Annotated in this window: 20 protein-coding genes; 10 read left to right on the plus strand and 10 right to left on the minus strand. The window is 72.9% G+C overall.

What is annotated here, in order from left to right:
* Positions 1 to 102 precede the first annotated feature (102 nt).
* Positions 103 to 690, minus strand: a complete 588-nt coding sequence (locus tag RIN80_RS17900) for a TetR-like C-terminal domain-containing protein (protein WP_309096599.1) — start codon at positions 688 to 690, stop codon at positions 103 to 105.
* A gap of 166 nt (positions 691 to 856) precedes the next feature.
* Positions 857 to 2,179: a jacalin-like lectin gene (locus RIN80_RS17905; RefSeq protein WP_309096600.1), complete on the minus strand. Its 1,323-nt coding sequence runs from the start codon at positions 2,177 to 2,179 to the stop codon at positions 857 to 859.
* A gap of 247 nt (positions 2,180 to 2,426) precedes the next feature.
* Here RIN80_RS17905 and RIN80_RS17910 point away from each other — a divergent pair, with 247 nt between their 5' ends.
* Positions 2,427 to 4,118, plus strand: a complete 1,692-nt coding sequence (locus RIN80_RS17910; RefSeq protein WP_309096601.1) for a PHP domain-containing protein — start codon at positions 2,427 to 2,429, stop codon at positions 4,116 to 4,118.
* Complete coding sequence (locus RIN80_RS17915; protein ID WP_309096602.1) at positions 4,100 to 4,627, plus strand: hypothetical protein; 528 nt, start codon at positions 4,100 to 4,102, stop codon at positions 4,625 to 4,627. The genes RIN80_RS17910 and RIN80_RS17915 overlap by 19 nt, the downstream gene beginning before the upstream one ends.
* 6 nt (positions 4,628 to 4,633) lie before the next feature.
* Here RIN80_RS17915 and RIN80_RS17920 read toward each other — a convergent pair whose 3' ends face one another.
* Positions 4,634 to 4,849, minus strand: coding sequence for a hypothetical protein (locus RIN80_RS17920; RefSeq protein WP_309096603.1), 216 nt, complete (start codon positions 4,847 to 4,849; stop codon positions 4,634 to 4,636).
* Positions 4,850 to 5,051: 202 nt separating this feature from the next.
* Between RIN80_RS17920 and RIN80_RS17925 the strand changes: the two genes are divergently transcribed.
* Positions 5,052 to 6,347, plus strand: coding sequence for an MFS transporter (locus tag RIN80_RS17925; protein WP_309096604.1), 1,296 nt, complete (start codon positions 5,052 to 5,054; stop codon positions 6,345 to 6,347).
* Positions 6,348 to 6,393: 46 nt separating this feature from the next.
* Here the strand turns inward: RIN80_RS17925 and RIN80_RS17930 are convergent, their stop codons facing one another.
* The 5 genes from RIN80_RS17930 to RIN80_RS17950 all read right to left on the minus strand — a co-directional run bounded on the left by RIN80_RS17930 (position 6,394) and on the right by RIN80_RS17950 (position 13,904).
* Positions 6,394 to 9,267 (minus strand): glycoside hydrolase family 2 TIM barrel-domain containing protein, encoded by a 2,874-nt coding sequence (locus RIN80_RS17930; protein ID WP_309096605.1) that lies wholly within the window; start codon positions 9,265 to 9,267, stop codon positions 6,394 to 6,396.
* A 12-nt stretch (positions 9,268 to 9,279) separates the two neighbouring features.
* On the minus strand, positions 9,280 to 10,161 hold the full coding sequence (locus tag RIN80_RS17935) for a carbohydrate ABC transporter permease (protein WP_309096606.1): 882 nt from the start codon (positions 10,159 to 10,161) through the stop codon (positions 9,280 to 9,282).
* Positions 10,158 to 11,126: a sugar ABC transporter permease gene (locus RIN80_RS17940; RefSeq protein WP_309096607.1), complete on the minus strand. Its 969-nt coding sequence runs from the start codon at positions 11,124 to 11,126 to the stop codon at positions 10,158 to 10,160. The genes RIN80_RS17935 and RIN80_RS17940 overlap by 4 nt, the downstream gene beginning before the upstream one ends.
* A 17-nt stretch (positions 11,127 to 11,143) precedes the next feature.
* A complete protein-coding gene (locus RIN80_RS17945; RefSeq protein ID WP_309096608.1) occupies positions 11,144 to 12,409 on the minus strand; it encodes a sugar ABC transporter substrate-binding protein in 1,266 nt (421 codons plus the stop codon).
* 250 nt (positions 12,410 to 12,659) lie between these two features.
* A complete protein-coding gene (locus tag RIN80_RS17950; protein WP_309096609.1) occupies positions 12,660 to 13,904 on the minus strand; it encodes an ROK family transcriptional regulator in 1,245 nt (414 codons plus the stop codon).
* Positions 13,905 to 14,067: 163 nt separating this feature from the next.
* Here RIN80_RS17950 and RIN80_RS17955 point away from each other — a divergent pair, with 163 nt between their 5' ends.
* Positions 14,068 to 14,241, plus strand: a complete 174-nt coding sequence (locus tag RIN80_RS17955; protein WP_309096618.1) for a hypothetical protein — start codon at positions 14,068 to 14,070, stop codon at positions 14,239 to 14,241.
* Positions 14,242 to 14,256: 15 nt separating this feature from the next.
* Here RIN80_RS17955 and RIN80_RS17960 read toward each other — a convergent pair whose 3' ends face one another.
* The gene (locus RIN80_RS17960; RefSeq protein ID WP_309096610.1) at positions 14,257 to 14,736 is read right to left on the minus strand and encodes an STAS domain-containing protein; all 480 of its coding nucleotides are present in this window, start codon (positions 14,734 to 14,736) and stop codon (positions 14,257 to 14,259) included.
* A 134-nt stretch (positions 14,737 to 14,870) separates the two neighbouring features.
* Here RIN80_RS17960 and RIN80_RS17965 point away from each other — a divergent pair, with 134 nt between their 5' ends.
* Positions 14,871 to 15,221 (plus strand): MarR family transcriptional regulator, encoded by a 351-nt coding sequence (locus tag RIN80_RS17965; RefSeq protein ID WP_309096611.1) that lies wholly within the window; start codon positions 14,871 to 14,873, stop codon positions 15,219 to 15,221.
* A gap of 145 nt (positions 15,222 to 15,366) precedes the next feature.
* On the opposite strand, the gene RIN80_RS17970 is transcribed toward RIN80_RS17965, so the two are convergent.
* Positions 15,367 to 16,623, minus strand: coding sequence for a D-arabinono-1,4-lactone oxidase (locus RIN80_RS17970; protein ID WP_309096612.1), 1,257 nt, complete (start codon positions 16,621 to 16,623; stop codon positions 15,367 to 15,369).
* 181 nt (positions 16,624 to 16,804) lie between these two features.
* Here RIN80_RS17970 and RIN80_RS17975 point away from each other — a divergent pair, with 181 nt between their 5' ends.
* The 5 genes from RIN80_RS17975 (at position 16,805) to RIN80_RS17995 (ending at position 23,769) form a co-directional block, all read left to right on the plus strand.
* Positions 16,805 to 17,812, plus strand: coding sequence for a hydroxyacid dehydrogenase (locus RIN80_RS17975; RefSeq protein WP_309096613.1), 1,008 nt, complete (start codon positions 16,805 to 16,807; stop codon positions 17,810 to 17,812).
* 130 nt (positions 17,813 to 17,942) lie between these two features.
* On the plus strand, positions 17,943 to 19,268 hold the full coding sequence (locus tag RIN80_RS17980) for a radical SAM protein (protein WP_309096614.1): 1,326 nt from the start codon (positions 17,943 to 17,945) through the stop codon (positions 19,266 to 19,268).
* A gap of 185 nt (positions 19,269 to 19,453) precedes the next feature.
* Entirely contained in the window at positions 19,454 to 20,947 is a 1,494-nt protein-coding gene (locus RIN80_RS17985) for a cellulose-binding domain-containing protein (protein ID WP_309096615.1), read from the plus strand.
* Positions 20,948 to 21,145: 198 nt separating this feature from the next.
* Positions 21,146 to 22,252, plus strand: coding sequence for a ribosome small subunit-dependent GTPase A (gene rsgA, locus RIN80_RS17990; RefSeq protein ID WP_309096616.1), 1,107 nt, complete (start codon positions 21,146 to 21,148; stop codon positions 22,250 to 22,252).
* 101 nt (positions 22,253 to 22,353) lie between these two features.
* Positions 22,354 to 23,769, plus strand: a complete 1,416-nt coding sequence (locus RIN80_RS17995; RefSeq protein ID WP_309096617.1) for an AlkA N-terminal domain-containing protein — start codon at positions 22,354 to 22,356, stop codon at positions 23,767 to 23,769.
* Positions 23,770 to 23,781 lie beyond the last annotated feature (12 nt).

Raw genomic sequence — 23,781 nt, forward strand, 5'->3', positions numbered from 1 at the left:
CCCGGCCGGCGCGACCCCGTCGTACGAGGACGTGACGGACCTGCTCCCGCGAGGGCATGGCGCTCCGCCGGCGCCCCGGGCGTGACGGCGGCGCCGTGGTGTTCAGGCTTCGGGGGCCGTCTTCTCGCGGGGCCAGTTGAGCAGCAGGACGTGCAGGGCGTCGATCGCCTTGTCCCAGGAGGCCTGCACGTCACGGGGCGCGCCGAAGGCGCCGGTGGACTCCAGGGCGCAGTAGCCGTGGAACGCGCTGCGCAGCAGGCGTACGGCGTCGGTGAGGTCGGGTTCGACCAGGCCGTAGGCGCGGAGCATGCCGTAGGTGACCTCGGCGGTGCGGCGCAGGGCGGGGGAGTCGGTGGCCAGGGCCTGGTCCAGGGGGATCTGCGTCGCCGCGTACCGGCCGGGGTGCTCCAGGGCGTAGGCCCGGTAGGCGCCGGCGAAGGCGGCGAGCGCGTCCCGGCCGGTGCGTCCGGCGACCGCCGCCGCGATCCGGTCGATCATCTCGCCGCCCGCGAGCAGGGCCATCCGCGTGCGCAGATCCCGCAGGCTCCTGACGTGCGAGTACAGGCTCGCGTCCTTCACCCCGAACCGGCGTGCCAGCGCGGACAGGGTGACGTGCTCGAACCCCGCCTCGTCGGCGAGGTCGGCAGCCGCCGCGACGAGGCGGTCCGGGGTGAGGCCGGCTCTGGGCATGGGTCTCGGGCCTCCCTCTCGGACGGTGCCGTGTCGGCTGGGGCGCTGTGATCGTAGCGGGCGCCGCGCCGCCCGCCGGGCGGCCGGACGGACGCGACCCGGTGCCCGAGCGGCCCGTCCCGGGCCCGGCGGACCGGGCCCGCGCCCCCGGCGACGCTGCCGCCGCTCAGCGGACGGGGGCGTAGATCACCCCCAGTTTGTCGATCTCGGAGCCCGCGCGGCCGGTGAAGCCCACGATCTGCCGGCCGGCCGGGGCGGTGAGGGTCCGCGCGTCGGACGTGGTCGTGCCGGCGGACAGGGTGCGGCCCCGATCGGTGGTGAAGGACGCCGAGAAGATCCTGGTCCGGCCGTCCTTCTGGCCCTGCGTCAGCCGCACCGAGGTCAGGTGCTCGCCCTCGGCCAGGGTCAGGGACCTGGCCGTGCCGCCCGTGCCGCCGTGGGAGAGGACGGTGCCGCCGTCGTGGGTGAGGGACAGCGCGTCCAGCCGGGCGTCGCCGCGCAGCGTGAGGGTGCGGGGCGCGGGTGTCGCGGGCAGGTCGTCCGCGTCGTTGAACGCCGTGCCGTGCGGGCCGCCGAAGAAGTCGCTCGCGCGCAGCGCGGAGTCGAGGGTGTAGGAGAAGCCGACGGTGTGCGGGAAGTGGTCGGAGAGGTGCTTGCCGTCGGAACGCAGGAAGGACCGCCAGTCGTTGGCGTACCCGGAGGCGGTGAGGTCCACGAGCGCGCTGCCCCGGTAGAGCACCTTGTCCACGACCTCGCAGTCGTTCGTCGGCGCCGCCGCGTCGCACACCAGCGCGTCACCGCCCTGCGCGGGCGGGGTGCCGCCCCGGACCCGCTCCACCCACGCGTCCGTCAGGCCGTTCTCCGTCAGCAGGGTGCGGATGTTGTCGCCGGTGCGGGTGTAGCGGGTGTTGGTGTCGCCCATGACGATCACCGCGTTGCCCGAGGAGTTCGCCCGGATGAAGGCGGAGAGCTGCTCGATGTTGGCCCGGCGCGCGGCCAGCGCGTCGTCCGTGGAGTCGGCGTTGGTGTGGACGTTGTACAGGTCGACGTAGGCGCCCTCGGCCAGTCGCACCCGCGCCAGTGTGAAGCCCTTCGGGGTCAGGCAGTTGGTGCCGGTGCAGTGGTTCCACCTCACCCGCTGGAAGTCCTCGAAGGGGAAGTCCGACAGGGTGTTGAGGCCGTCGCCGAAGGCCGCGCCGCCGCTGGTCGCCGTGCGGTACGGGTGCTGGTCGTTGGCGTACAGCGACGCGTGGTGGTTGAAGTCCTCCTGCACGTTCACGATGTCGTACGCCCCGAGCCGCCGGCCGATCAGCGGGGTGTTGGTCTCGGGGTCGCTGTCGCCGAGGCCGAGGGGCAGGCCCGCGATGTTGTAGGTCAGGACGTCGAAGGACCCGGTGGGCGTGGCCGCGGTGGCGGGCGTCGCCGTGGTGGCGGTGAGTCCGGCGAGGGCCAGGGCGGCGGCGGTGAGGGTGCCGAGGAGTCGTCTCATGGTGGGGGTGTCTCCGGTCGGGAGGCGCGACGGAACCTGAACGATGCTCAGGTTGGCTGTCAACCAGTGTGACGAACAAGGCGAGTTGAGAGAACAGTGAGGGACGGGGAGATCCGCCGTGCCCGAGCCGCCCGCCGCTCACCCCCTGGTCGTTCAACGTTCACGTTTCGCCTCGATCCTCCACACGCGGCGTGGCCACACGCCACGGAAGGCAGCCGCCGCACCGGCGGCACACAGGAGGCGCTTCATGGGACACGGGCACGCACACGGCCATCACCACCACGGGCACGACCACGAGCACGAGGCCGCGCAGGCCCTGCCCGCCGCCTTCGACACCTCCGTGCCCGACGAGGCGCTCACCCCCGAGCAGGCCTCGCGCCGCTCGCTGCTGCGCCGGGCCGGCCTGCTCGGCGCGGGCCTCGCGGCCGGCGGCGTCCTGGCCCAGGCGGCGCCCGCCGCCGCGTCCGGCGGCCGACGCCAAAACGGCTTCCTGTGGCTCGCCGGCGACCACCACATCCACACCCAGTACAGCAGCGACGGCAAGTACCGCGTCGTCGACCAGGTCCGCCAGGGCGCCCGGCACGGCATGGACTGGCTCGTCATCACCGACCACGGCAGCGCCACCCACGCCAGGATCGGCGTGGAGAAGGTCAACCCGGACATCAGGGCCGCCCGCGCCGCCCACCGGGACACCCTCGTCTTCCAGGGCCTGGAGTGGAACATCCCGGCCGCCGAGCACGGCACGGTCTTCGTGCACCCGGGCAGGAACGAGGTCGCCGTCCTCAAGCAGTTCGAGACCGACTACGACGGCAGCGTCAAGAACGCCTCCGACTCCACGCCGGCCAACGAGGCGCTCGCCGTCGCGGGACTGAGCTTCCTCGCCGACCAGGTCAGGCGCCGCAAGGTCGAGGACGCCCTGATGCTCGCCAACCACCCGGCCCGGCGCGGCGTCGACTCACCGCACGAGATCCGCGCCTGGCGCGACGCCGGCGGCCCCGGCCGGCAGATCGCCGTCGGCTTCGAGGGCGCCCCCGGCCACCAGGCCGCCGGCCTGCCCGCCCCGCTCGGCATGGGCCGCGCCCGCGGCATCTACGACAACAGCCCCTCCGCCAACTCCTTCCCCGGCTACCCGCCCGAGAGCTACCGCACCTGGGGCGGCTTCGACTGGATGACCGCCACCGTCGGCGGTCTGTGGGACAGCCTCCTCGCCGAGGGCAAGCCCTGGTGGATCACCGCCAACTCCGACTCCCACCAGGTCTACGCCGACACCGCCGTGCGCGGCCCCGGCGGCGACTTCAACACCGACGGCCGCTACCCGGACCCCGTCTACGGCGGGAAGATCGACGTCACCCAGGGCGACTACTGGCCCGGCCAGTACAGCCGCACCCACGTCGGCGCCGACGGCTTCTCCTACGCCGCCGTGATGGACGGCATCCGCGCCGGCCGCGTCTGGGTCGACCACGGGCAGCTCGTCGACGCCGTGGACGTGCGCGTGACGGGCGGTGGCCGCTGGGCCACCCTCGGCGGCGCCCTGCACGTGAAGAAGGGCACCAAGGTCACGCTGACGGTCGACGTGACCCCGGCCGGCGGCCCCAACTGGGCCGGGTTCGTCCCCGAACTGGCCCGCGTCGACGTCATCCAGGGCGATGTGACGGGTCCCGTCGCCGACCGGGACACCTTCACCGCCCCGACCGCGAAGGTCGTCAAGGCCTACGACGTCAGCAAGGCCACCGGAGCCGTCCGCCTCACCTTCGACCTCGGCCGCGTGGACACGCCCCGGTACCTCCGGCTGCGCGGCACCGACGGCAACCGGTCCGCCGTCGGCGCCCTGGGCGCGGCCGTCGACCCGGCGGGCCCGGCGCTCGACGTCGTCGGTGACGCCGACCCGTGGCGCGACCTGTGGTTCTACACCAACCCGGTGTGGGTCCTGCCCTCGTGACGCCGTACGCCCTCACGATCGACCCGGGCCTCGGGCAACTGCGCGCGGCCGACGGCCTGCTGCACACGCTGGCGGCCGAACTCGCCCTGCCCGAGGACGCGTTCGGCTGCACGCACCTGGTGCGGGACGGCCGTCCCCGGGTGGTGCTGTCCCTCGCCCTGCCCTCGGAGCCGCTCCACCGCACCGCCGTGGAGCGGCTCGGGGGCCTGGGACACAAGGTGTCGCCCGGCGTCCCGGACCGGGTGGGGCGCGCGGTGCTCTACCCGGGCGCCGCGTCGCTCACCGGCACGCTGACGGTCGCGGACCTGCTGTCCAGGTCCGCGATCGACCGCGTGGCCGTCCTCGGCACGCCGGAGCGGCCCGGCCCCGCCACGCCCCTGGCGACCCGGGACCACGTGCGCCCGCAGTGGCAGGACGGCATGCTCGTGCTGACCGCCGTGCCCGCGGCGGGCGGCACCCTCGTCCCCTTCGAGGTGCCGGACCCCACCCCGTGCTGCGCGGACCACTGACGCCGCTCAGGCCCGCCGCAGCAGCTCCGGATCCGCGCCCCAGGCGTCGACCACCCGGTCGTGACCGGCCTGCCGCGCCGCCTCCGTGCCGTTCCAGCTCCCACCGCAGGTACTTGTTGTACGGCCGCACCCGGCGCGGTGCAGCGCGAACAGCGCCTCCAGGGCGTACGGGACGGACTCGGCGGCGTCCAGATGGCCCAGCTCGGGGCGGTCGTCGCGCAAGCTCCTCAGGGAGCGGTACGTCTGGTTGACGTAGGCGTCGAGCCCATGCGAAGGGGGCCGTCGCGGCTGGGGATCGGTCACTTCTGCGGCGCCGGGGCACCGCCGGAGAGATCACCTCACCAACCCGAGGCTACCGTGCCGGACCTGCTGAAACCATGGGAGCGTCGGGGAGTTCGAGGGACACGGGTCACGGGGAGCGGGCATGACGTACGAGACGGACCGTCGCGAGGACGAGCCGGGTGGTGTCCCGGCAGGCACCGACGGCGAGCCCTTACCCGGCGCCCGCCCGCTGTGGCGCCAGCGGGACTTCGGGATGTTCTGGACCGCCCAGACCCTCTCGATGCTCGGTGACTCCTTCGCGCTGATCGCGCTGCCCCTGCTGGTGCTGGAGGCCACCGGATCGGTCGCCCGGATGGGACTGCTCACGGCGGTGGGCGGGGCGGCGGCCGTCGTGGCGGCCGTGTTCGCCGGGGCGGTGGTGGACCGGGTGGACCGGCGCCGGCTGCTCATCGCCTGCGACCTGGTCCGCATGGCGCTGTACGGCGTGATCCCGCTGGTGTGGCTGTTCGGCCCGCAGATCTGGCTGCTGTACGCGGTGCTGCCGCTGTGCGAGGCCGTCGGCATGCTGTTCGCGGTCGGCTACGTCACGGTCGTGCGCGCACTGGTCGGCACCGCGCGGCTGACGGAGGCCAACGGGCGGCTGAACGCGACGGCCGCCGCCTCCGGTGTCCTCGGGCCGCTGTGCGCCGGGATGGTGGCCGCCTGGTCGGGCCCGGCCGCGGCCGTGGGCGTGGACGCGGCCAGTTTCGGGGTGTCGGCGGTGTGCCTGTTCTTCGTGCGGCTGCGGCCCCGCGCGGCGGACGAGCGGGCCGGTGAACGCACCGGCCTGTGGCGGGACCTGCGCGTGGGCGTCGCCTTCCTCCGCGGCCACCCGGTCCTGCGCTCCCTGACCGCCCTCCTCTTCGTCTTCAGCTTCCTCACCCTGGGCCTGAACGACCTGGTCATCTACCACCTCAAGCACGACCTCGGCCACGACGACGGCACCGTCGGCACGGTCATGGCGGCAGGCGCGCTCGGCACCGTCACCGGCGCCCTGCTGGTCGCCCGGGTCCGCCGCCGCCTCGGCTTCGGCGCGACCTGGACCGGCTCGGTCGCGGTGTGCGGCCTCGCCTTCGCCGGTCTCGGCTGGGCCCGTGACGTGCCGGTGGTGGCCGCCCTGAGCGCCGCCTTCCTGGCCTGCGCCGGGATGGCGGGCACCTGCTCGATGTCGCTGCGCCAGGAGGTCACCCCCGAGCACCTCCTGGGCCGCGTCACCTCCGCCTTCTGGACCCTCCAGTACGCGGCGGCGCCGATCGGAGCGGCCGTGCTGACCTGGGCCGCCGAGGAACGCGGCACGACCCCGGTCGCGCTGGCCGCCGGGGCGACCTGCGTCCTGCTCGCCGGGGCCGCCCTGTTCACCCCGATCCGCACGTCGGGCCGGCCGGCCCCGTCCGGGTGACGCCGCCGCGGGCCGGCCGACCGCTGCGGACCTTCCTACGGGGTGGTCACCGGGTGGTCGAGAACACGAACGAGAACTCAGCCGGTTCGGCCCTCAGGTGGTACTGCGGCAGCGGGCCCGGACCGCAGGACTGGGAGCCGATGCCGTGCTGCCCGTGGTCGAGGTTGACCCACACCGTGTCGCCGGGCGCGAGGTCGGTGCGGTGCCGGGCCGCGTCCAGCTGCTCGCTGGTCCAGCGCCGCGCGGTGAACCAGAACTCCGGATCGCCCTCGATCCGCAGCCCGCCGAGCTCCACCCAGCGCACGTCGGCACGGGCGCCGTTCTCCTGCGGGCGGACGTACGGCGTCTGCAGCCCGTCCACCGTCGAGCGCCAGCGGCCCACCATGGACGCCGCCCGGGTGTCCGGGTACGCCTCGCCCGGGCCGCCGCCGAACCACTCCACCGCGTCGGCCTCCGGCAGCCCGAACCGCACCCCGAGCCGGGGCAGCGGCACCGTCCAGTCACCCTCGGGCGTCACGGAGACCGACAGCCGCAGCCGCTCACCGTCGGACGTCCACCGGTACACCGTCGCCAGGCCCACCTCACGGGCGGCGGGCGCCACCCGGGTGCGCACCGTCAGCGCGTCGTCGCCGGCCTCGACCGACACCAGGCGGTGCCGCATCCGGTGCAGGCCGAGCGTGCGCCACAGCACCCCGTAGCGGGTGTCCGACTGCCACTCGGCGCCGTCGTCGTTGTCGGTCGGCGCCCGCCACACGTCCAGCCGCGGCGTCGCGCCGACCGGCACCGCGCCGATCGAGAGCAGCGCCCCGGTCCGGGCGTCGAACGCGGCCGGGCCCAGGGTGATCCGGTCCCCGTCGGGCACGGGCCTGTCCGTCGCGGGCAGGGTCGGCAACGGCCGCGCCCCGGCGGCGAACTGCCCCCAGGCCACGACGTGGTCCTTCGGGGCCCAGGAGGTGTCCTCGGCGAGGAGCGCCCGCACGGTCCACTGGCGTTCACCGCCCCGGCCGTCCACGGGCGGCTCGGGCAGCTTGACCTCGGCGCTCTCGCCCGGCGCGAGCACCGGCACCGACAGCGAGCCCGACTCGACCGTCTCGCCGTCGACCTGGCACGACCACTCGAAGGCCAGCGCGGACAGGTCGGCGAAGTCCTGCTTGTTGGTGATGCGCACACTGCCGTCGGCGCCGTCGCCCTCGATGTGGACCGGCTCGATGACCTTCTTGTACTCGACGAGGCCCGGCGACGGCGTCCGGTCCGGGAAGACCAGCCCGTCGCAGACGAAGTTGCCGTCGTGCAGCTCCTCGCCGAAGTCGCCGCCGTAGGCGTAGCCCAGCCCGGGGTGCTCGACGCCGTGGTCGATCCACTCCCAGATGAACCCGCCCTGGAGCCGCTCGTGCCTCTCGAACAGCTCCTGGTAGTCGGCGATCCCGCCGGGGCCGTTGCCCATGGCGTGCCCGTACTCGCACTGGATGAACGGCAGTTCACGGCGCTTGCGGGTGCCGCCGTCGAGCCGCCGGCCGATCCGGTCGACCTCGTCGTGGAAGGCGTACATCCGCGAGTACACGTCCGTGTCGCGGCAGTTCCCGTCGCCCTCGTAGTGCACCAGCCGCTCGGGGTCCCGCTCGTGGATCCACTCGGCCATGGCGGTGAGCCCGCGGCCGGTGCCGGCCTCGTTGCCCAGCGACCAGAACACGATGGACGGGTGGTTCTTGTCCCGCTCGACCATCCGCGCGGCCCGGTCCAGCAGGGCCGGGGTCCAGCGGTCGTCGTCGACCGGGTTGTCCCGCCAGTCCTGCTCGGTGAAGCCGTGGGTCTCCAGGTCGCACTCGTCGATGACCCACAGCCCGTACTCGTCGCACAGGTCGAGGAAGGCCGGGTGCGGCGGGTAGTGCGAGGTGCGCACGGCGTTGAGGTTGTGCCGCTTCATCAGCAGCACGTCCTCGCGCATGGTCTCCAGGTCGAGCGCGCGGCCCTTCCTCGGGTGCCACTCGTGCCGGTTGACGCCCTTGAAGAGGACCGCCGTGCCGTTGACCTTGATCAGCCCGTCCTCCAGGGCGACCGTGCGGAAGCCGATGCGCAGCGGAACCCGCTCACCCTCGGTGACCAGCGCACCGTCGTAGAGCCTCGGCGTCTCGGCGGTCCACGGCTCGACCGGGACCGTCACCGCCTCGCCGGTCGCGACATCGATGTCCAGGGCCGGGACGGTCACCCGCCCGTCGACGTCGGAGTCGACGCGCAGGGTGCCCTCCCCGGTGGTGTGGTCGTAGGAGGCGTGCACGAAGAAGTCGCCGGCGCAGCCCGCCGGCCGGTGCAGCAGCGTCACGTCACGGAAGATGCCCGGCAGCCACCACTGGTCCTGGTCCTCCAGGTACGACCCGGCCGACCACTGGTGGACCCGGACCGCGAGCACGTTGCGCCCCGGCTTCAGCAGGTGCCCGACCGCGAACTCGTGCGGCAGCCGGGAGCCCTTGAACTCGCCGAGTTCCGTGCCGTTCAGCCAGACGCGGGCGCAGGACTCGACGCCGTCGAAGCGCACCACCGCCCCGCCGTCCGACGGCCAGTCGGACGGCAGGGCGAAGACGCGCAGGTGGTCACCGGTCGGGTTCTCCGTCGGCACGTGCGGCGGGTCCACCGGGAAGGGATAGAGGTGGTTGGTGTAGATCGGGGACCCGAACGCCCCGTCGCCCTGGAGGACCCAGTGTCCGGGGACCGTGACCTCGGCCCAGTCCCCGGCGTCGTAGCCCTCCTCGGCGAACGAGTCGTCCTCGGCGCCGGCCGTGGCCGACAGCCGGAAGCGCCAGCTGCCGTTCAGCGACAGGGACCGCGCGTCCGAGGACGCGTACCAGGCGCGGGGCGGCAGGGCCCCGTTGCCGGGGGAGACGTCCTCGACGTAGTCGACGGAGGGGGTCGTGCGGAAAGACATCGGTCTCCTAGCTCAGCCCTTGATGCCGGTCTGCGCGATCCCCTGCACCAGCCAGCGCTGGAGGAAGAGGAAGACGAAGACCAGGGGCAGGATCGAGATGGCCGTGGCCATGAAGATCAGGTGGTAGTTGACGGTCTGGTTCGTCATGTACGACGACAGCGCCACCTGGACGGTCCAGGCACTCGGGTCCTGACCGATGACCAGGGGCCACAGGAAGGCGTTCCAGCCGTTGATGAAGGTGATCGTGGCGATGGCCGCGAAGAAGTTCAGCGAGTTCGGCACGACGACGCGCCAGTACGCGCCCCAGTAGCCGAGCCCGTCCACGCGCGCCGCCTCCTCAAGCTCCTTGGGGAACCCCAGGAAGTACTGCCGGAACAGGAAGCACGTGAAACCACTGAAGAGGCCCGGGATGATGAGACCCCGGTAGCTGTCCACCCAGCCGAGGGAGGACACCAGCACGAAGCTCGGCACGAAGGTGACCGCCGTGGGAACCATCAGGGTGGCCAGGACGGCGTAGAACACCTTGTTGGCGTGCCGGTACGGGATCCGGGCCAGGCCGTACCCGGCGAGTGAGCAGATCAGCAGGATACCGGCGGTGTGCAGGACGGCGACGACCACGGAGTTCCACAGGGAACGGGCGAAGTCGACGGTGACGTCGTCGAACGGTTCGGTGAGGTTGCCCCACTGGACGGTGGCGGGGAACCACTTCCACTCCTCGCCCGTGATCTCCGGGTCCGTCATGAAGGCGTTGCGGACGATCAGGTAGAAGGGGATCAGGAACAGGACGGCGGCGACACCGGTCGCCAGGAGAAGGCCGGTGCTGCCGATGACACCGCCGCGCCGGACCCTGCCCGGCTTCGCGGTCCTGCCGGCCTCGGGTGCTGTGGTGGTCACTTGGACTCCTCACCCCTTCCGAAGCCCATGATCCTGCCCTGCAGCAGGGTGACGACGCAGATGAGCAGGGTCAGTACGACCGCTCCCGCGCTGCCCGCGCCGTAGTTCTGGTTCTCGCCGAGGGCCATCTTGTACAGCTCGACCAGCGGGGGCTGGCCCCAGGTGGCCTTGGAGAGCAGGTTGAAGAACTCGTCGAAGGCCTGGTAGGCGGCGATCAGCAGGAGCAGGATCACCGCGGTGGACGTGGCCCGCAGCTGCGGCAGCGTGATGTGCCGGAAGGTCTGCCAGCCGGGCTTGGCGCCGTCGATGGCGGCGGCCTCGTACAGCTCCCGCGGGATGTTCTGCAGCGCCGCGAGGAACAGGATCATGAAGAACCCCGACTGGAGCCAGAGGCGGACGGTCACGATGACCAGCCAGTACCAGGGCGGGTCGGGGCTCGCCAGCCAGGCGATGTTGTCCACGCCGAACCAGCCGAGGACGGTGTTGGCGAGGCCGAAGCGGACGCCGTTGAACAGCGACATCTTCCAGATCAGCGAGGCGGCGACGTAGCTGACCGCGGTCGGCAGGAAGAACACCGACCGGAAGAACGCCCGCATGAACCGCAGCCGGTTCACCAGCAGCGCCAGGCCCAGTGAGAGCGCCCAGGTGGCGGGCACGATGAACGCGGCGAACACGGTGAACGTGACGAGCGAGTTGCGGAAGTCCGTGTCGGTCAGGACCTCCTTGTAGTTGGCGAAGCCGACGAACTCGCTCGGTGTGACGGTGAAGCGCGCCTCGAAGAAACTGAGCCAGACGCTCCAGCCGATCGGCACGAAGACGAAGATCACCAGGCCGATCAGGAACGGACCGGTGAAGAGCCAGAAGTTGAAGGTGCTGCTCGCCCTGAGGCCCCGCCGCGGCCGGTCCTGGGAGACCTCGGCCGGGGCGGGGCGTTCGGCGACCCCGGGTGTGGTGGTGGTCGACATGTCGCGATCCGCCCGGCCTAACCGAAGAGCTTCTCGAGCTCGGTGCCGACCTTCTTCTCGCACGCGGCGAGCTGGGCCTTCGGGTCTCCGTTCTTGCGCACGGAGTTCGCCATGACGTCGTTGAACGCCGCGATCATGGCCTGCGTCCAGCCGATGTTGTCGAAGTGGCCGAACTCGTTGAACAGCTTCACGCCCTCGGCCGGCAGGCCCGACTTCAGCTTGTCCGCGGACTGCGCGAGGGAGGTGCGCGGCGGGATGTGGAAGCCGTAGGAGGTGGCGAAGTCCTCCTGGTACTTCTTCTGGTCGATCCACAGCCACTTGACGTACTCCTTGGCCGCCTCGACGTTCTCGCCCTTGGCGTTGACGAACATCGACCAGCCGCCGTTGTAGACGGATGCCTTGCCGGCCGGACCGACCTTCGGGAAGGGGAAGATGCCGATGTCGTCACCGAGCGCCTTCTGCATGACCGGCATGGCCCACATGCCGCACCACTGGATGGCCGTCAGGCCCTGGGTGAAGGCCGACGGGTCCCACCAGTCGGCCGGGGCGCCCAGCAGCAGGTCGCCGCTGGTGAACAGCCCCCGCAGCTGCTTGAGGCCGTCGGCGACGGCGTCGGTGTTGAAGGCGGGCTTGTTGTCGGCCGTGAGGGTGTCGGCACCGGCCGACCAGATCAGGTTGTGCTGGACCGGGGTGAGATCGTTGCCGAGGTAGGCGCCCTTGACCTTGCCGGTCCTGAGCTTGGCGGCGGCCTCGATCAGTTCCTCCAGCGTCGTCGGCACCTCGACGCCGGCCTTGTCGAACATCGACGGGCGGTAGAAGAAGAACTGCGGGTCGTCGATCATCCGGACGCCGTATATCTTCCCGTCGACCGTGTGGGACGTGATGTCGGCCTGGTTGAAGTCGTCCCTGACCGGCTCGATGATGTCCGTCAGGTCGGCCACCTGACCGCTTCTGACGAGCTGGATCTGCGGGTGGAACTCGAAGACGTCGGGCGCGTTGTCGGTGAGCAGCGCGGCGAACAGCTTCTGCTCGAAGTTGTTGCCCGTGATCCACCGCGTGGTGACGTCGGCGTCCTCGTAGGCCTTGGCGTAGCGCTTGACGGCCTGCTCGACGCCGGCCTCGCCGTACGCGTGGAAGTACTGGACCAGGTTCTTGCCCGAACCCGACCCGCCGCCCCGCCCGGTGTTGCTGCCGCAGGCGGCCAGTCCGCCGGCGGCGGCCAGGCCCATCGCGGCCCGCAGTACGGTTCGGCGGTCCCAGTTGCTGTTGCTCGATGCCGACATGCTGACGTCCTTGTCTCGAGTACGGCTGCGGCTCTTCGGCTCACGGCCCTGATGGCGCTCGGACCGGCGGCTCGCGCCGGACGGCTCGAAGAGGGGGTGCGGTGCGGGACGCTAGAGCTTCGGCTAAGCCTTCGGCAAGGGGTTGGACGAAGTCTGTGCGAAGCGTTGTCTCCGGTTCGCGATTTCGAACGTCCGGAAGGTGCGGAGGAGTTGCTTCCGCCGTTACGAGGGCAGGGCGGCGGTACCGCCGTTACGAGGGCGGGGCGGCGGCGCGGCCGCGCACGGCGGCGCGGGTGCCGTTCTTCTGCCCGACCGCCTGCAGCGCGCCCTCCAGGGCGAACGTCGCCGCGCCCAGGCACACCGAGTCCGTGGGGATGGGCGACAGGACGATCTCGGTGGCGGCCAGCGGCCGCGGCAGCGCGTGCCGGGCCACGGCGTCGCGCACCTCGTGCAGCAGCGGCTCGCCCAGGGTGCGGGCGACCCAGCTGCTCAGCACGACGATCTCGGGATTGAACAGGTTCACCAGGTCGGCGACGCCGGCGCCCAGATAGCGGGCGGTCTCATGGACGGCCCGGCGCGCCACCGGGTCGCCGGCGACCACTCCGCGGGCCAGCGCGTCGATGGTCGCCGTCTGGTCCTCGGGGTGCAGCAGCGCGCTGTCGGGGCCGATCTCACGCAGGTTCAGCATGATGCCGCGGGCGCCGACGTAGGCCTCCACGCAGCCGTGGTTGCCGCACCGGCACAGCCGTCCGTCCAGCACCATCGTGGTGTGGCCCCACTCGCCCGCGCTGTTGCTCACGCCGCGGTGCAGCCCGCCGCCCAGGACGAGCCCGGCGCCCACGCCCGTGCCGAGGTTGACCACCACGGCGTTCCCGCGCCCGCGCGCGGCACCGAACCACAGCTCGGCCACCGCGCTGGCGCGCAGCGGGTTGTCCAGGTACAGCGGGTAGGCGATGTGCTCGGTGAGCAGGCCGAGCAGCGGCACGTCGTGCCAGTCCCAGTTGGGCGCGTACTCCGCGATGCCGGTGGCCCGGTCCACCTGTCCCGGCACGCTCACGCCCACTCCGAGCACCCGGGCGCCCTCGATGCCGGCCTGGGCGACCACCGACCCGACGGCGGTGGCCACGTGGCCGACCACCTGCTCGGGCAGGCTCTCGCCGGGACGGACGTCCTCCTCGGCCCGGGCCAGGACGTTCAGTCCCAGGTCGAACAGCTCGACGTGGACGTACGTCTCGGCGATGTCGACGCCGATCAGCGCGCCCCCGGTGGCGTTGACCGCGACCAGGCCCCGGGGGCGGCCGCCGGCCGAGTCCTCGAAGCCGACCTCGGTGATCATGCGGAGGTCGAGCAGTTCGCCGACGAGGGTGGCGACCGTCGCCAGGCTGAGGCCGGTGGCCGCCGCCAGCTCCTGCCGTGAGGTGGGGGACGCCGCGATGATCTGGCGCAGCACCTCGTAGCGGTTCGCGGTGCGGATGTCGCGTGATGTGCGCTTCACCGGGTCCCCATCCCTTCCCAGACCGGCTCGGGCCGGGTCGACAGCGGCACCGGCGCGGCGCAAGGCTATGGGCTGCCGACGCCTTTCGACAAGGGGTTTGGAAAGGGGCTTTATAAAGTGCCGCACCGGGGCCGCCGACCGGGAACCGGGGTGTGGCTCGCCCATGATGCCTCAGGCGACCTCCGTCGCCGCGGCCGCCCTCGTCTTCACGATGATCTTCGAGCGGGACTTCGGGATGATCAACTGGGCGCTCTCTGCTGCCACCCACCGCGCCCACAGCTTGGTCTCGGTGCTCTGCGAGCTCCTCACCGACGAGCCCCGGGCGCCTCGGGGCTGAGGGTGAAGGAGGCCGTCAGGAGGCTGCGGACCAGGTCGATGGTGCGGCGGCGGCCGACGGAGTCACGGGCACCGGGTCCGCCGACGGGCCGGGCCGGCGCTCCGCGTCCTCGAACAACTCCCTCGTGCCCGTCAGGTCGAGCAGGCGCCCGACCGCCGTCCCCCCGGAGCGGACGGTGATCGTCTTGCTCTGGGCGAGGGCGCGCGTACGCAGGTCCAGCAGCATGCCGAGCCCGGAGCAGTCACAGAAGCCGACCGCGTCCAGGTACAGGTCGACGCCGCTGCCCGACAGGGTGAGGACAGTCTGGAATTCGGCCAGGAGCCGCCGGCTGCCCAGATCCAGCTCGCCCCGCACGGTCACGTTCATCCGGTCGCCGTCCGGCGTGACGTCCAGGGTCGCCATGCAGGGCGGCGTCGCCGTGGACGCGTCCTCGCTCGCCGTACCTGCGAGGTCCCCCTGGGGGGCGGACCGCGCGGGGTACGCAGGCTCCGGCATGGCTGTCGCTCCCTCTTCCCTTCGCCCTGCCATCCTCTCCAGCCTTGCCTCTCTACCCCATACACGTCAACCGATACATGAAATGCAGTACGTGTTTTTGGGTGCGCGAATGTTCGGTCAGTAGAGTGGAGGGCATGGATGGAGTGCCCGAGCCACACACCGGATGGACGTTCCTCACCAACCACGCCCGGGTGCTGGCGGCCATCGCCGACAACCGCAGCGCCCGCATCAGGGACATCGCGGCCCACTGCCGTCTCACCGAACGCGCTGTCCAGAAGATCATCTCCGACCTGGAGCGGGACGGATACCTCTCCCACACCCGGGAGGGCCGGACGAACACGTACCGGATCGACCCCGGCAAGGTGCTGCGGCACCCCGCCGAGGCCGGCCTGACCGTGGCGTCCCTGCTTTCGCTGCTGCTCCAGGACGAGGCGGACCGCGTCCTGCCCCCGGGCACGCCCAGTCGGCCGCACGCCACGGCCTGACCGCACGTACGGCAGGCCGGCCGGCCAGCCCTGCGCGCCGGTTCAACCGGCACGTTTGCCTTCGGCGTGCCCTGTTCCCTGGTCCGCCCGGCCTCCGCGGTGCGACCTGCGCCCCGCGGTGCGACCTGCGCTCCCGCAGCGCGCCCTACGCCCCCGCCAGCACGTCCCGCACGAAGGCGTTGGCGAACGTGCCCCGCGGGTCCAGCTCCCGCGCCAGCGACCGGAAGTCGCCCAGACGCGGGTACAGCCCGGACAGTCCGGCGGCGGGCAGCGTGAACACCTTGCCCCAGTGGGGCCGCGCCCCGAAGGGGGCCAGCGCCTCCTCCACCCGCCGCACCACCGGCAGCACCGCCCGGGTGTCCGCCACCCACGTGAAGTGCACCGCCACGGTGTCCCGGCCGTAGGACGGGCTCAGCCACTGGTCGTCGCCGGCGACGGTGCGCACCTCGCAGGTCTGCAGGACGGGGGCGACGGCGTCCCGGATCGCGTCCAGCGCGTGCAGCATCTCCACGGCGTGCCCGCGCGGCATGAGGTACTCCGACTGCAGCTCCTCCCCGCTGCTCGGCACGAACTCCGCCCGGAAGTGCGGCAGCCGCTCGTGCCACGGTCCCGGCACGCCGAACTGCTCGGTGCAGTTGACCGCCGGCATGCCCGGCACCGGGTGCAGCTTCTCGGTGGCCGGGGCGGCCCACGGGAACGCGGGCAGCGGCTGGTCGACGCGCCGCTTGAGCCACACCTGCCGGAAGCCCGGCGCCCGCCAGTCGGTGAACAGGCTGACGCTGTACGCCGTCGCCATCACCGTCTCGAACGCCCCCGAGTCCAGCCCCTCCAGCGGCAGTTCGGTGAACAGGTGCTGCTCCACCTCGTAGGCCGGTTCCAGGTCGAGGGTGAGCGCGGTGACCACACCCAGCGCGCCGAGCGAGGTCACGGCCCCGCCGAAGCGCTCCTCGTCCCGGCCGATGCGCACCGTCGAACCGTCGGCCGTGACCAGCTCCACCTCGCGGACGGGCGCCGAGAGCGGGCCGTTGAGCACCCCGGAGCCGTGCGTGCCGGTCGCGACCGACCCGGCCACCGAGATGTGCGGCAGGGACGCCATGTTGGGCAGCGCGAGCCCGTGCGCGTGCACCCGCCGGGCCAGTTCCGCGTAGCGCACGCCGCCGCCGACCCGGACCGTGCGGGCCGCGGTGTCGATCTCCACCTGCGGGGGCAGGTCCGCCAGCGACAGCAGGACGCCCTCGGCGCCCGGCTCGGCTATCGCGTTGAACGAGTGCCCGCTGCCCAGCACCCGCACCCGGTCGCTGTCCGCGACGAGCGCCCGCAACGCGTCGAGCGAGGCCGGCCGGTGCAGTTCCTTCGCCGCGTAGGTGATGTTGCCGGCCCAGTTGGTCACGGTCCCGTTCATCGCGTCGTCCTTCCCCGAGGCAGCCGGGGGCAGGGAAAGCCCCTGCCGGAACCTACCCCGGCCGCTGTCCATTGCCGTCGCCGCCCGGGTCGGCATACCGTGGAGACCTCGTAGAGAGCGGTTTCCGCGGTGGTGCCGGAGCCGTTTCTCCCGCCGGTGGACGAGTGGGAAGGTCACCTCCTTGAGCCAGCGCCCCCAGGCACTGTTCGCCATGGCCGCCGAACACGTGCCGCAGGTCTTCCCGCCCGAGGTGCTGGCCCGGCTGCGCGCGTCGGTGGAGCTCGACCCCGCGCTGGTCGCCCAGGACTTCACCGACTCCGCCGTCCTCGACGCCCTGGCCCGGACCGAGATCCTGGTGACCGGCTGGGGCTGCCCCCGGCTGGACGAGGCGGTCCTGGACGCCGCTCCCCGGCTGCGCGCGGTGCTGCACGCGGCCGGGTCGGTGAAGTCGTTCGCCACGCCCGCGATCTGGCGGCGCGGCATCGCCGTCTCCTCGGCGGCCGCCGCCAACGCGCTGCCGGTCGCCGAGTACACCCTCGCCATGATCCTGCTCGCCGGCAAGGGCGTCCTCGCCGCCCGCGAGCGGCTGCGCGCCACCCGGGTCTCCGCCGGCTGGGGCGTCGTCCCCGGCATCGGCAACCACGGCCGCCGCGTCGGCGTGATCGGCGCCTCCCGCATCGGCCGCCGGGTCCTGGAACTGCTCCGCCCCTTCGACCTGCGGCCCGCCCTGACCGACCCCTACGTCGACGCGCGGGAGGCCGCCGCGCTCGGGGTCCCCCTGCTGCCGCTCGACGAGCTCCTGCGTACCTGCGACATCGTCACCGTCCACGCCCCCGAGACACCCGAGACCCGTCACCTGATCGGCCGCCGCGAACTGGCCCTCATGCCCGACGGGGCCACGCTGATCAACACCGCCCGGGGCACGCTGGTCGACCACGACGCCCTGGTGGCGGAAGTGCGCACCGGGCGCCTGACGGCGATCCTCGACGTCACCGACCCCGAGCCGCTCCCGCCCGACTCGCCCCTGTACGAGCTGCCCGGGGCGTTCGTCACCCCGCACCTGGCGGGCTCCCAGGGCAACGAGCTGGCCCGGCTGGGCTTGGCCGTGGCCGAGGAGGCGGAACGGCTGCTGACCGGGAACGGCCTGGCCCACGCCGTCGATCCCGCGGCCCTGGACCGCGTGGCGTGACGGCGGCCACGGCTACCGCGAAAGCGGCGAACAACGCATAGGTGTCGGCCGAGGGGGACCCGGTACCGCGCACGCGCACCCATGGGCATACCGTGAGGAGTCGTACGTCCGAGCCGGGAGGAGACACGGGATGGGCAGCGGCAGCCGTACCGCGCTGGTCGAGGATCTGATGGAGCGGTTCCCGCACGTCCCGCGGGAAGCCGTCTTCAAGGAGGACCTGCTCCGCGGCGGCGTGGCCTTCGACCCGTCGGCGCTCAGCGACAACGAGGGCGGCGAGGTCAAGCCGAAGTCGTACTTCATCTTCTCCTTCGACCACGGCACCCTGCCCGAGCTGGGCGAGGCCGCGCTGCGCCGCCCGCCCGAGGAGATCATCCTCACCGGCGGCCCCTACGACCTGCGCCGCACGGTCGTCTCGGTCCGGGTGAACCCCGCCTCGCCCTACCGCGTCGCGGCGAACGAGGACGGTGTGCTCGGCCTCTACCTCGACGGCAGGCGGATCTCCGACGTCGGCGTGCCGCCGATGCCCGAGTACTACCGGCACACCCTGTCCAACGGGAAGTCGGTCATGGAGGTCGCCCCGACCATCCAGTGGGGCTACCTGATCTACCTGACGGTGTTCCGGGTCTGCCAGTACTTCGGCGCCAAGGAGGAGTGCCAGTACTGCGACATCAACCACAACTGGCGCCAGCACAAGGCCGCGGGCCGCCCCTACACGGGCGTGAAGGACGTGGAGGAGGTCCTCGAGGCCCTGGAGATCATCGACCGCTACGACACGGCGAAGACCTCCACCGCCTACACCCTCACCGGCGGCGCCATCACCAAGACGGTCTCCGGCCGCGACGAGGCCGACTTCTACGGCCACTACGCCAAGGCCATCGAGGAGCGCTTCCCCGGCCGCTGGATCGGCAAGGTGGTCGCCCAGGCCCTGCCGCGCGACGACGTCCAGCGGTTCAAGGACTACGGCGTGCAGATCTACCACCCCAACTACGAGGTGTGGGACGAGTACCTGTTCAAGATGTACTGCCCCGGCAAGGAGCGGTACGTCGGCCGCGACGAGTGGCACAAGCGCATCCTGGACTCCGCCGAGATCTTCGGCGCCCGCAACGTCATCCCGAACTTCGTCGCCGGAGTCGAGATGGCCGAGCCCTTCGGCTTCAAGACGGTCGACGAGGCCATCGCCTCCACCACCGAGGGCCTGCGCTTCTTCATGTCCCACGGCATCACGCCCCGCTTCACCACCTGGTGCCCGGAGCCCACCACCCCGCTCGGCAAGGCCAACCCGCAGGGCGCGCCCCTGGAGTACCACATCCGCCTGCTCCAGGCGTACCGGCAGACCATGGAGGACTTCGGCCTCTCCTCGCCCCCCGGCTACGGCCCGCCCGGCGCCGGCAACGCGGTCTTCTCGGTCAGCTCCTTCATGGACAGCCTGCCCGCGGACGAACCCGTCGAGGTCTGACACCCCGCCGTTCGAGACGGAAACGGCGTGCCGTACGTACGGGTCCCGGAGCCCTGCTCCGGGATTTGAATACGCGGCTTGTCAGTTGTGTCGGAAGCGTGAAAAACTCCTCCCCGCCCCCGAGGTTCCCTCCAACTCCGATGTGGACATGGTGAGTTGACCTCGCTCGCGGATGCAGGAGACCCATGCCCGACCTGCCGACCCCTCAGGACGCCTCCGAGGCCGCGCTGTTCTCCGAGTGCTGGGACGCGGTCCTCGCCTACGCCGACCTGTGCACCTCCGGTTCCACGGCCGCCGCACAGCTCGGCCGCGAGGCGTTCGCCCACGGCATGCGCGAGGCCCGCGCGGCCGAGGCAGGTCCGGTCCGCGGCACCGGCCGCCGCCCCGCCCGGCTGCCCCGCATACCCGTGCTGCTGACCTCCGTACGCACCACGGCGGCGGCCTGGGAGCAGGACGGGCAGGGCCACAAGCTCGACCCCGATCTGCGGCTGTGGCTCAACTCCGACAAGGCCGCCCGCTACACGGGGCCGCCCCTGCGCCGCCCGCTCGCGCTGCGCGGCCTGCGCGACCTGCAGCAGGCGGACGCCGAACTGCTGTGGCTGGCAGAGGTGGAGGCGCTGCCGCTGTCCGCCGTCGCCCGGCGCCTGGGCCTGGACCCGGCCACCGCCGCCGAGGAACTCCAGCAGGTGCGCACCCTGTTCCGCGACCGCTGCCACCGCAACCACCTCGACACCCCGATGGACGCCCCATGCCGCAGCTACGCCCGGCTGCTGGACGCCGTCACCCGCTCCCCGGCCGCCGACACCCCGCAGGACCTGTCCCGGCACCTCGCCACGTGCGTGGAGTGCGCCGAGGCCGCCGCCTGCCTGCGCCTGCACGGCGGAGGGCTGCCGGGGGCGCTGGCCGGAGGGGTGATCGGCTGGGGCGGCCTCGCCTATCTGGAGCGCCGCCGCCGCGCCGCCGAGGTGCGGCTGGGCGCCGGCCGTCCCGGCCCTGCCGACCGGACAGCCGAGGAGGGCGGGGACGGCGCCCAGAAGGCGCGCGTCGCCCGCAGCGGCCTCCTCGTCGCCGCCGTCCTCGTCTCCGTCCTGGCGCTCGGCGTCTCCCTGATGCCCTTCGGCGGCTCCGGCGAGGACCTCGGGACGCGCGACGACGCCGGCCGCCAGCCCGTGGCCGACCCCGGCCCGTCCCTGCCGTCCGCCCCCTCGCTGCCGCCCGCCACCTCCCAGCCGGCCGGCCGCGCCGGCGGTGACACCGACGAGCCGGACAGGCCCCGCGCGTCGGAGAGCAGCGACCGCCACACCGAACCGCAGGGCACCGCCTCGCCCACCGGCCGGAGGGCACCCGCCGAGCCCGCGAAGCCCACCTGCCGCGTCGAGTACGACCTGGTCAACCAGTGGCCCGACGGCTTCCAGGCCACCGTCAGCGTCACCAGCACCGCCGCGCTCGACTCCTGGCGCGTGTCCTGGTCCTTCCGGGACGGCCAGCGGGTCGGCCAGATGTGGGACGCCTCCGTCTCCCAGGACGGCTCCCGCGTCACCGCCACCGCAGCCGACTACAACAAGTCCGTGCCCGCGGGCGGCGACCTGGCCTTCGGCTTCCTCGCCTCCTGGCGCGGCAGGAACTCCCCGCCGTACGACTTCACGCTGAACGGCCGGGCCTGCGCGAAAAGCGGTTGACGCGACCGGCCCGGGACGGGATACGGTGACGCCGGTCGCTGCCACAGGCGCACGACCGGTCGAGGAACGAGGAGGTGTTGACCGATGGCTGTCACTGCGACGAGCGCTGCCCGCATCCAGTTCATCACGTCCACCTCCCTGGCCACCGGCTGAACCGACCCACCGTCGAGCCGGGGCCGACCTTGGAAAGGGTCACCCTTGACTTCCAGCTCCGCCTCTTCCGTCTCCTCCGCGCTCGCTCCCTACGGCTGGGACGACGCGTGGGCGGACGAGTTCGCCCCCTACGCCGCCGAAGGGCTGCTGCCCGGGCGCGTCGTCCGCGTCGACCGCGGGCAGTGCGACGTCGTCACCGCCGACGGTGTGCTGCGCGCCGACACCGCCTTCGTCACCCCGCCCGACCCGCTGCGGGTCGTCTGCACCGGTGACTGGGTCGCGGTCGAACCCGGCGGCACCCCGCGCTACGTCCGCACGTACCTGCCCCGCCGCACGGCGTTCGTCCGCTCCACCTCCTCCAAGCGGTCCGAGGGACAGATCCTCGCGGCCAACGTCGACCACGCCGTCGTCGCCGTGTCCCTCGCCGTCGAGCTCGACCTCGGCCGCGTCGAGCGGTTCCTGGCCCTCGCCTGGGAGTCCGGGGCCCAGCCCGTCGTCGTCCTCACCAAGGCCGATCTCGTGCCCGACGCCGTCACCCGCTCCCACCTCGTCCAGGACGTGGAGACCAGCGCACCCGGCGTGCCGGTGGTGCCCGTCAGCGCGCGGGACGGGGACGGGCTCGACGTGGTCGCGGCGATCGTCGCCGGCGGTACGTCCGTCCTGCTCGGCCAGTCCGGCGCGGGCAAGTCGACCCTCGCCAACGCGCTCCTCGGCGAGGACGTCATGGACGTCCAGGCCACCCGGGACGTCGACGGCAAGGGCCGGCACACCACCACCACCCGCAACCTGCTCGCCCTGCCCGGCGGGGGCGTCCTGATCGACACGCCCGGACTGCGGGGCGTGGGCCTGTGGGACGCCGGGACCGGCGTCGGGCAGGTGTTCTCCGAGATCGAGGACCTGGCCGAGCGGTGCCGCTTCCACGACTGCGCCCACGAGGCCGAACCCGGGTGCGCCGTGCTGGCCGCCGTCGACTCCGGTGAACTGCCGGAGCGGCGGCTGCACAGCTACCGCAAGCTGCTGCGCGAGAACCAGCGCATCGTCGCCAAGACGGACGCCCGCCTCCGGGCGGAGATCCGCAAGGACTGGAAGCGGAAGGGGGCGATCGGCAGGGCGGCGATGGAGGCCAAGCGAGGACCGCAGCGGCGTTCCTGACCGCACGGCCGGTGTGTCCCGCCCCGAACCGGGGCGGGCATCCGATCGCGGTGTCCGATTTCCGCCAGCGGCACCCCCGGCCGACGGCGCAGACTGGACCCGTGAGCGACCAGCCGACGGACGAGGACACCAGGTACGAGGCCGTACGCAGCCGCGACGCCCGTTTCGACGGCGTGTTCTTCTTCGCCGTCGAGACGACCGGCATCTACTGCCGGCCGAGCTGCCCCGCGGTCACCCCGAAGCGGGCCAACGTACGGTTCTTCGCCACGGCCGCCGCCGCGCAGGGCTCGGGATTCCGGGCCTGCCGGCGATGCCGCCCGGACGCGGTGCCCGGCTCCGCCGAGTGGAACGTCCGCGCGGACGTGGTGGGCCGGGCCATGCGGCTGATCGCCGACGGCGTCGTCGACCGGGAGGGCGTCGCCGGGCTCGCCGCGCGGCTCGGCTACAGCGCACGGCAGGTGCAGCGGCAGCTCACCGCCGAGCTGGGCGCCGGGCCGGTGGCCCTCGCCCGGGCCCAGCGGGCCCACACCGCGCGCCTGCTGGTGCAGACCACCGAACTGCCGATCACCGAGATCGCGTTCGCCTCCGGCTTCGCCAGCGTGCGGCAGTTCAACGACACGATCCGCGCGATCTACGCGGCCACCCCGAGCCAGTTGCGCGCCGCCGCACCCCGAGGCGGCCGGAACCGGCGCACCGCCACCCCCGGCGCCGGGATCCCGCTGCGGCTCGCCCACCGCGGCCCCTACCAGGCCGGACCCGTCTTCGACCTGCTGGAACACGAGGCTGTGCCCGGCATCGAGGAGGTGAGCGGCCCACCCGGAGCACGCACGTACCGGCGCACCCTCCGCCTCCCCTACGGCACCGGCGTCGTCGCCGTCGGCGAACGCCCCGGCACCGCGCGGACCGGCCCCGGCGCCCACCCGGGCGGCTGGCTCGACGCCCGGCTGCACCTCACCGACCCCCGCGACCTGACCACCGCCGTGCAGCGGCTGCGGCGGCTGTTCGACCTCGACGCCGACCCCTACGCCGTCGACGAGCGGCTCGGCGCCGACCCGCGACTCGCGCCCCTGGTCCGCGCCCGGCCCGGCCTGCGCTCGCCCGGCGCCGCCGACCCGGCGGAACTGGCGGTGCGCGCGCTGGTCGGGCGCACGGAGGCGGAACGCCTGGTACGGCGCTACGGCAAAGCCCTGGACGCCCCCTGCGGCAGCCTCACGCACCTCTTCCCCGAGCCTGCCGTCCTCGCGGACGCCGAGCCCGGCGGCACCCTCGGGGCGCTCACCGCAGCCCTCGCCGACGGGGCCGTGCGCCTCGACCCGGGCGCCGACCGGGACGACGCGCAGGACGCCCTGCACGCCGTGCCCGGACTGGACGCCCGTACGGTGGCCGAGATCCGCACCCGCGCCCTCGGCGACCCGGACGCCGCCCCGCCCGGCCTCGACATCCCCGGCACGTGGCGCCCTTGGCGCTCGTACGCCCTGAACCACCTGCGCGCAGCAGGGGAGTGGAACCTTCGATGACCCAGCCGACCC

This window comes from Streptomyces sp. (assembly GCF_031181705.1).
Classification (GTDB): Bacteria; Actinomycetota; Actinomycetes; order Streptomycetales; family Streptomycetaceae; genus Streptomyces.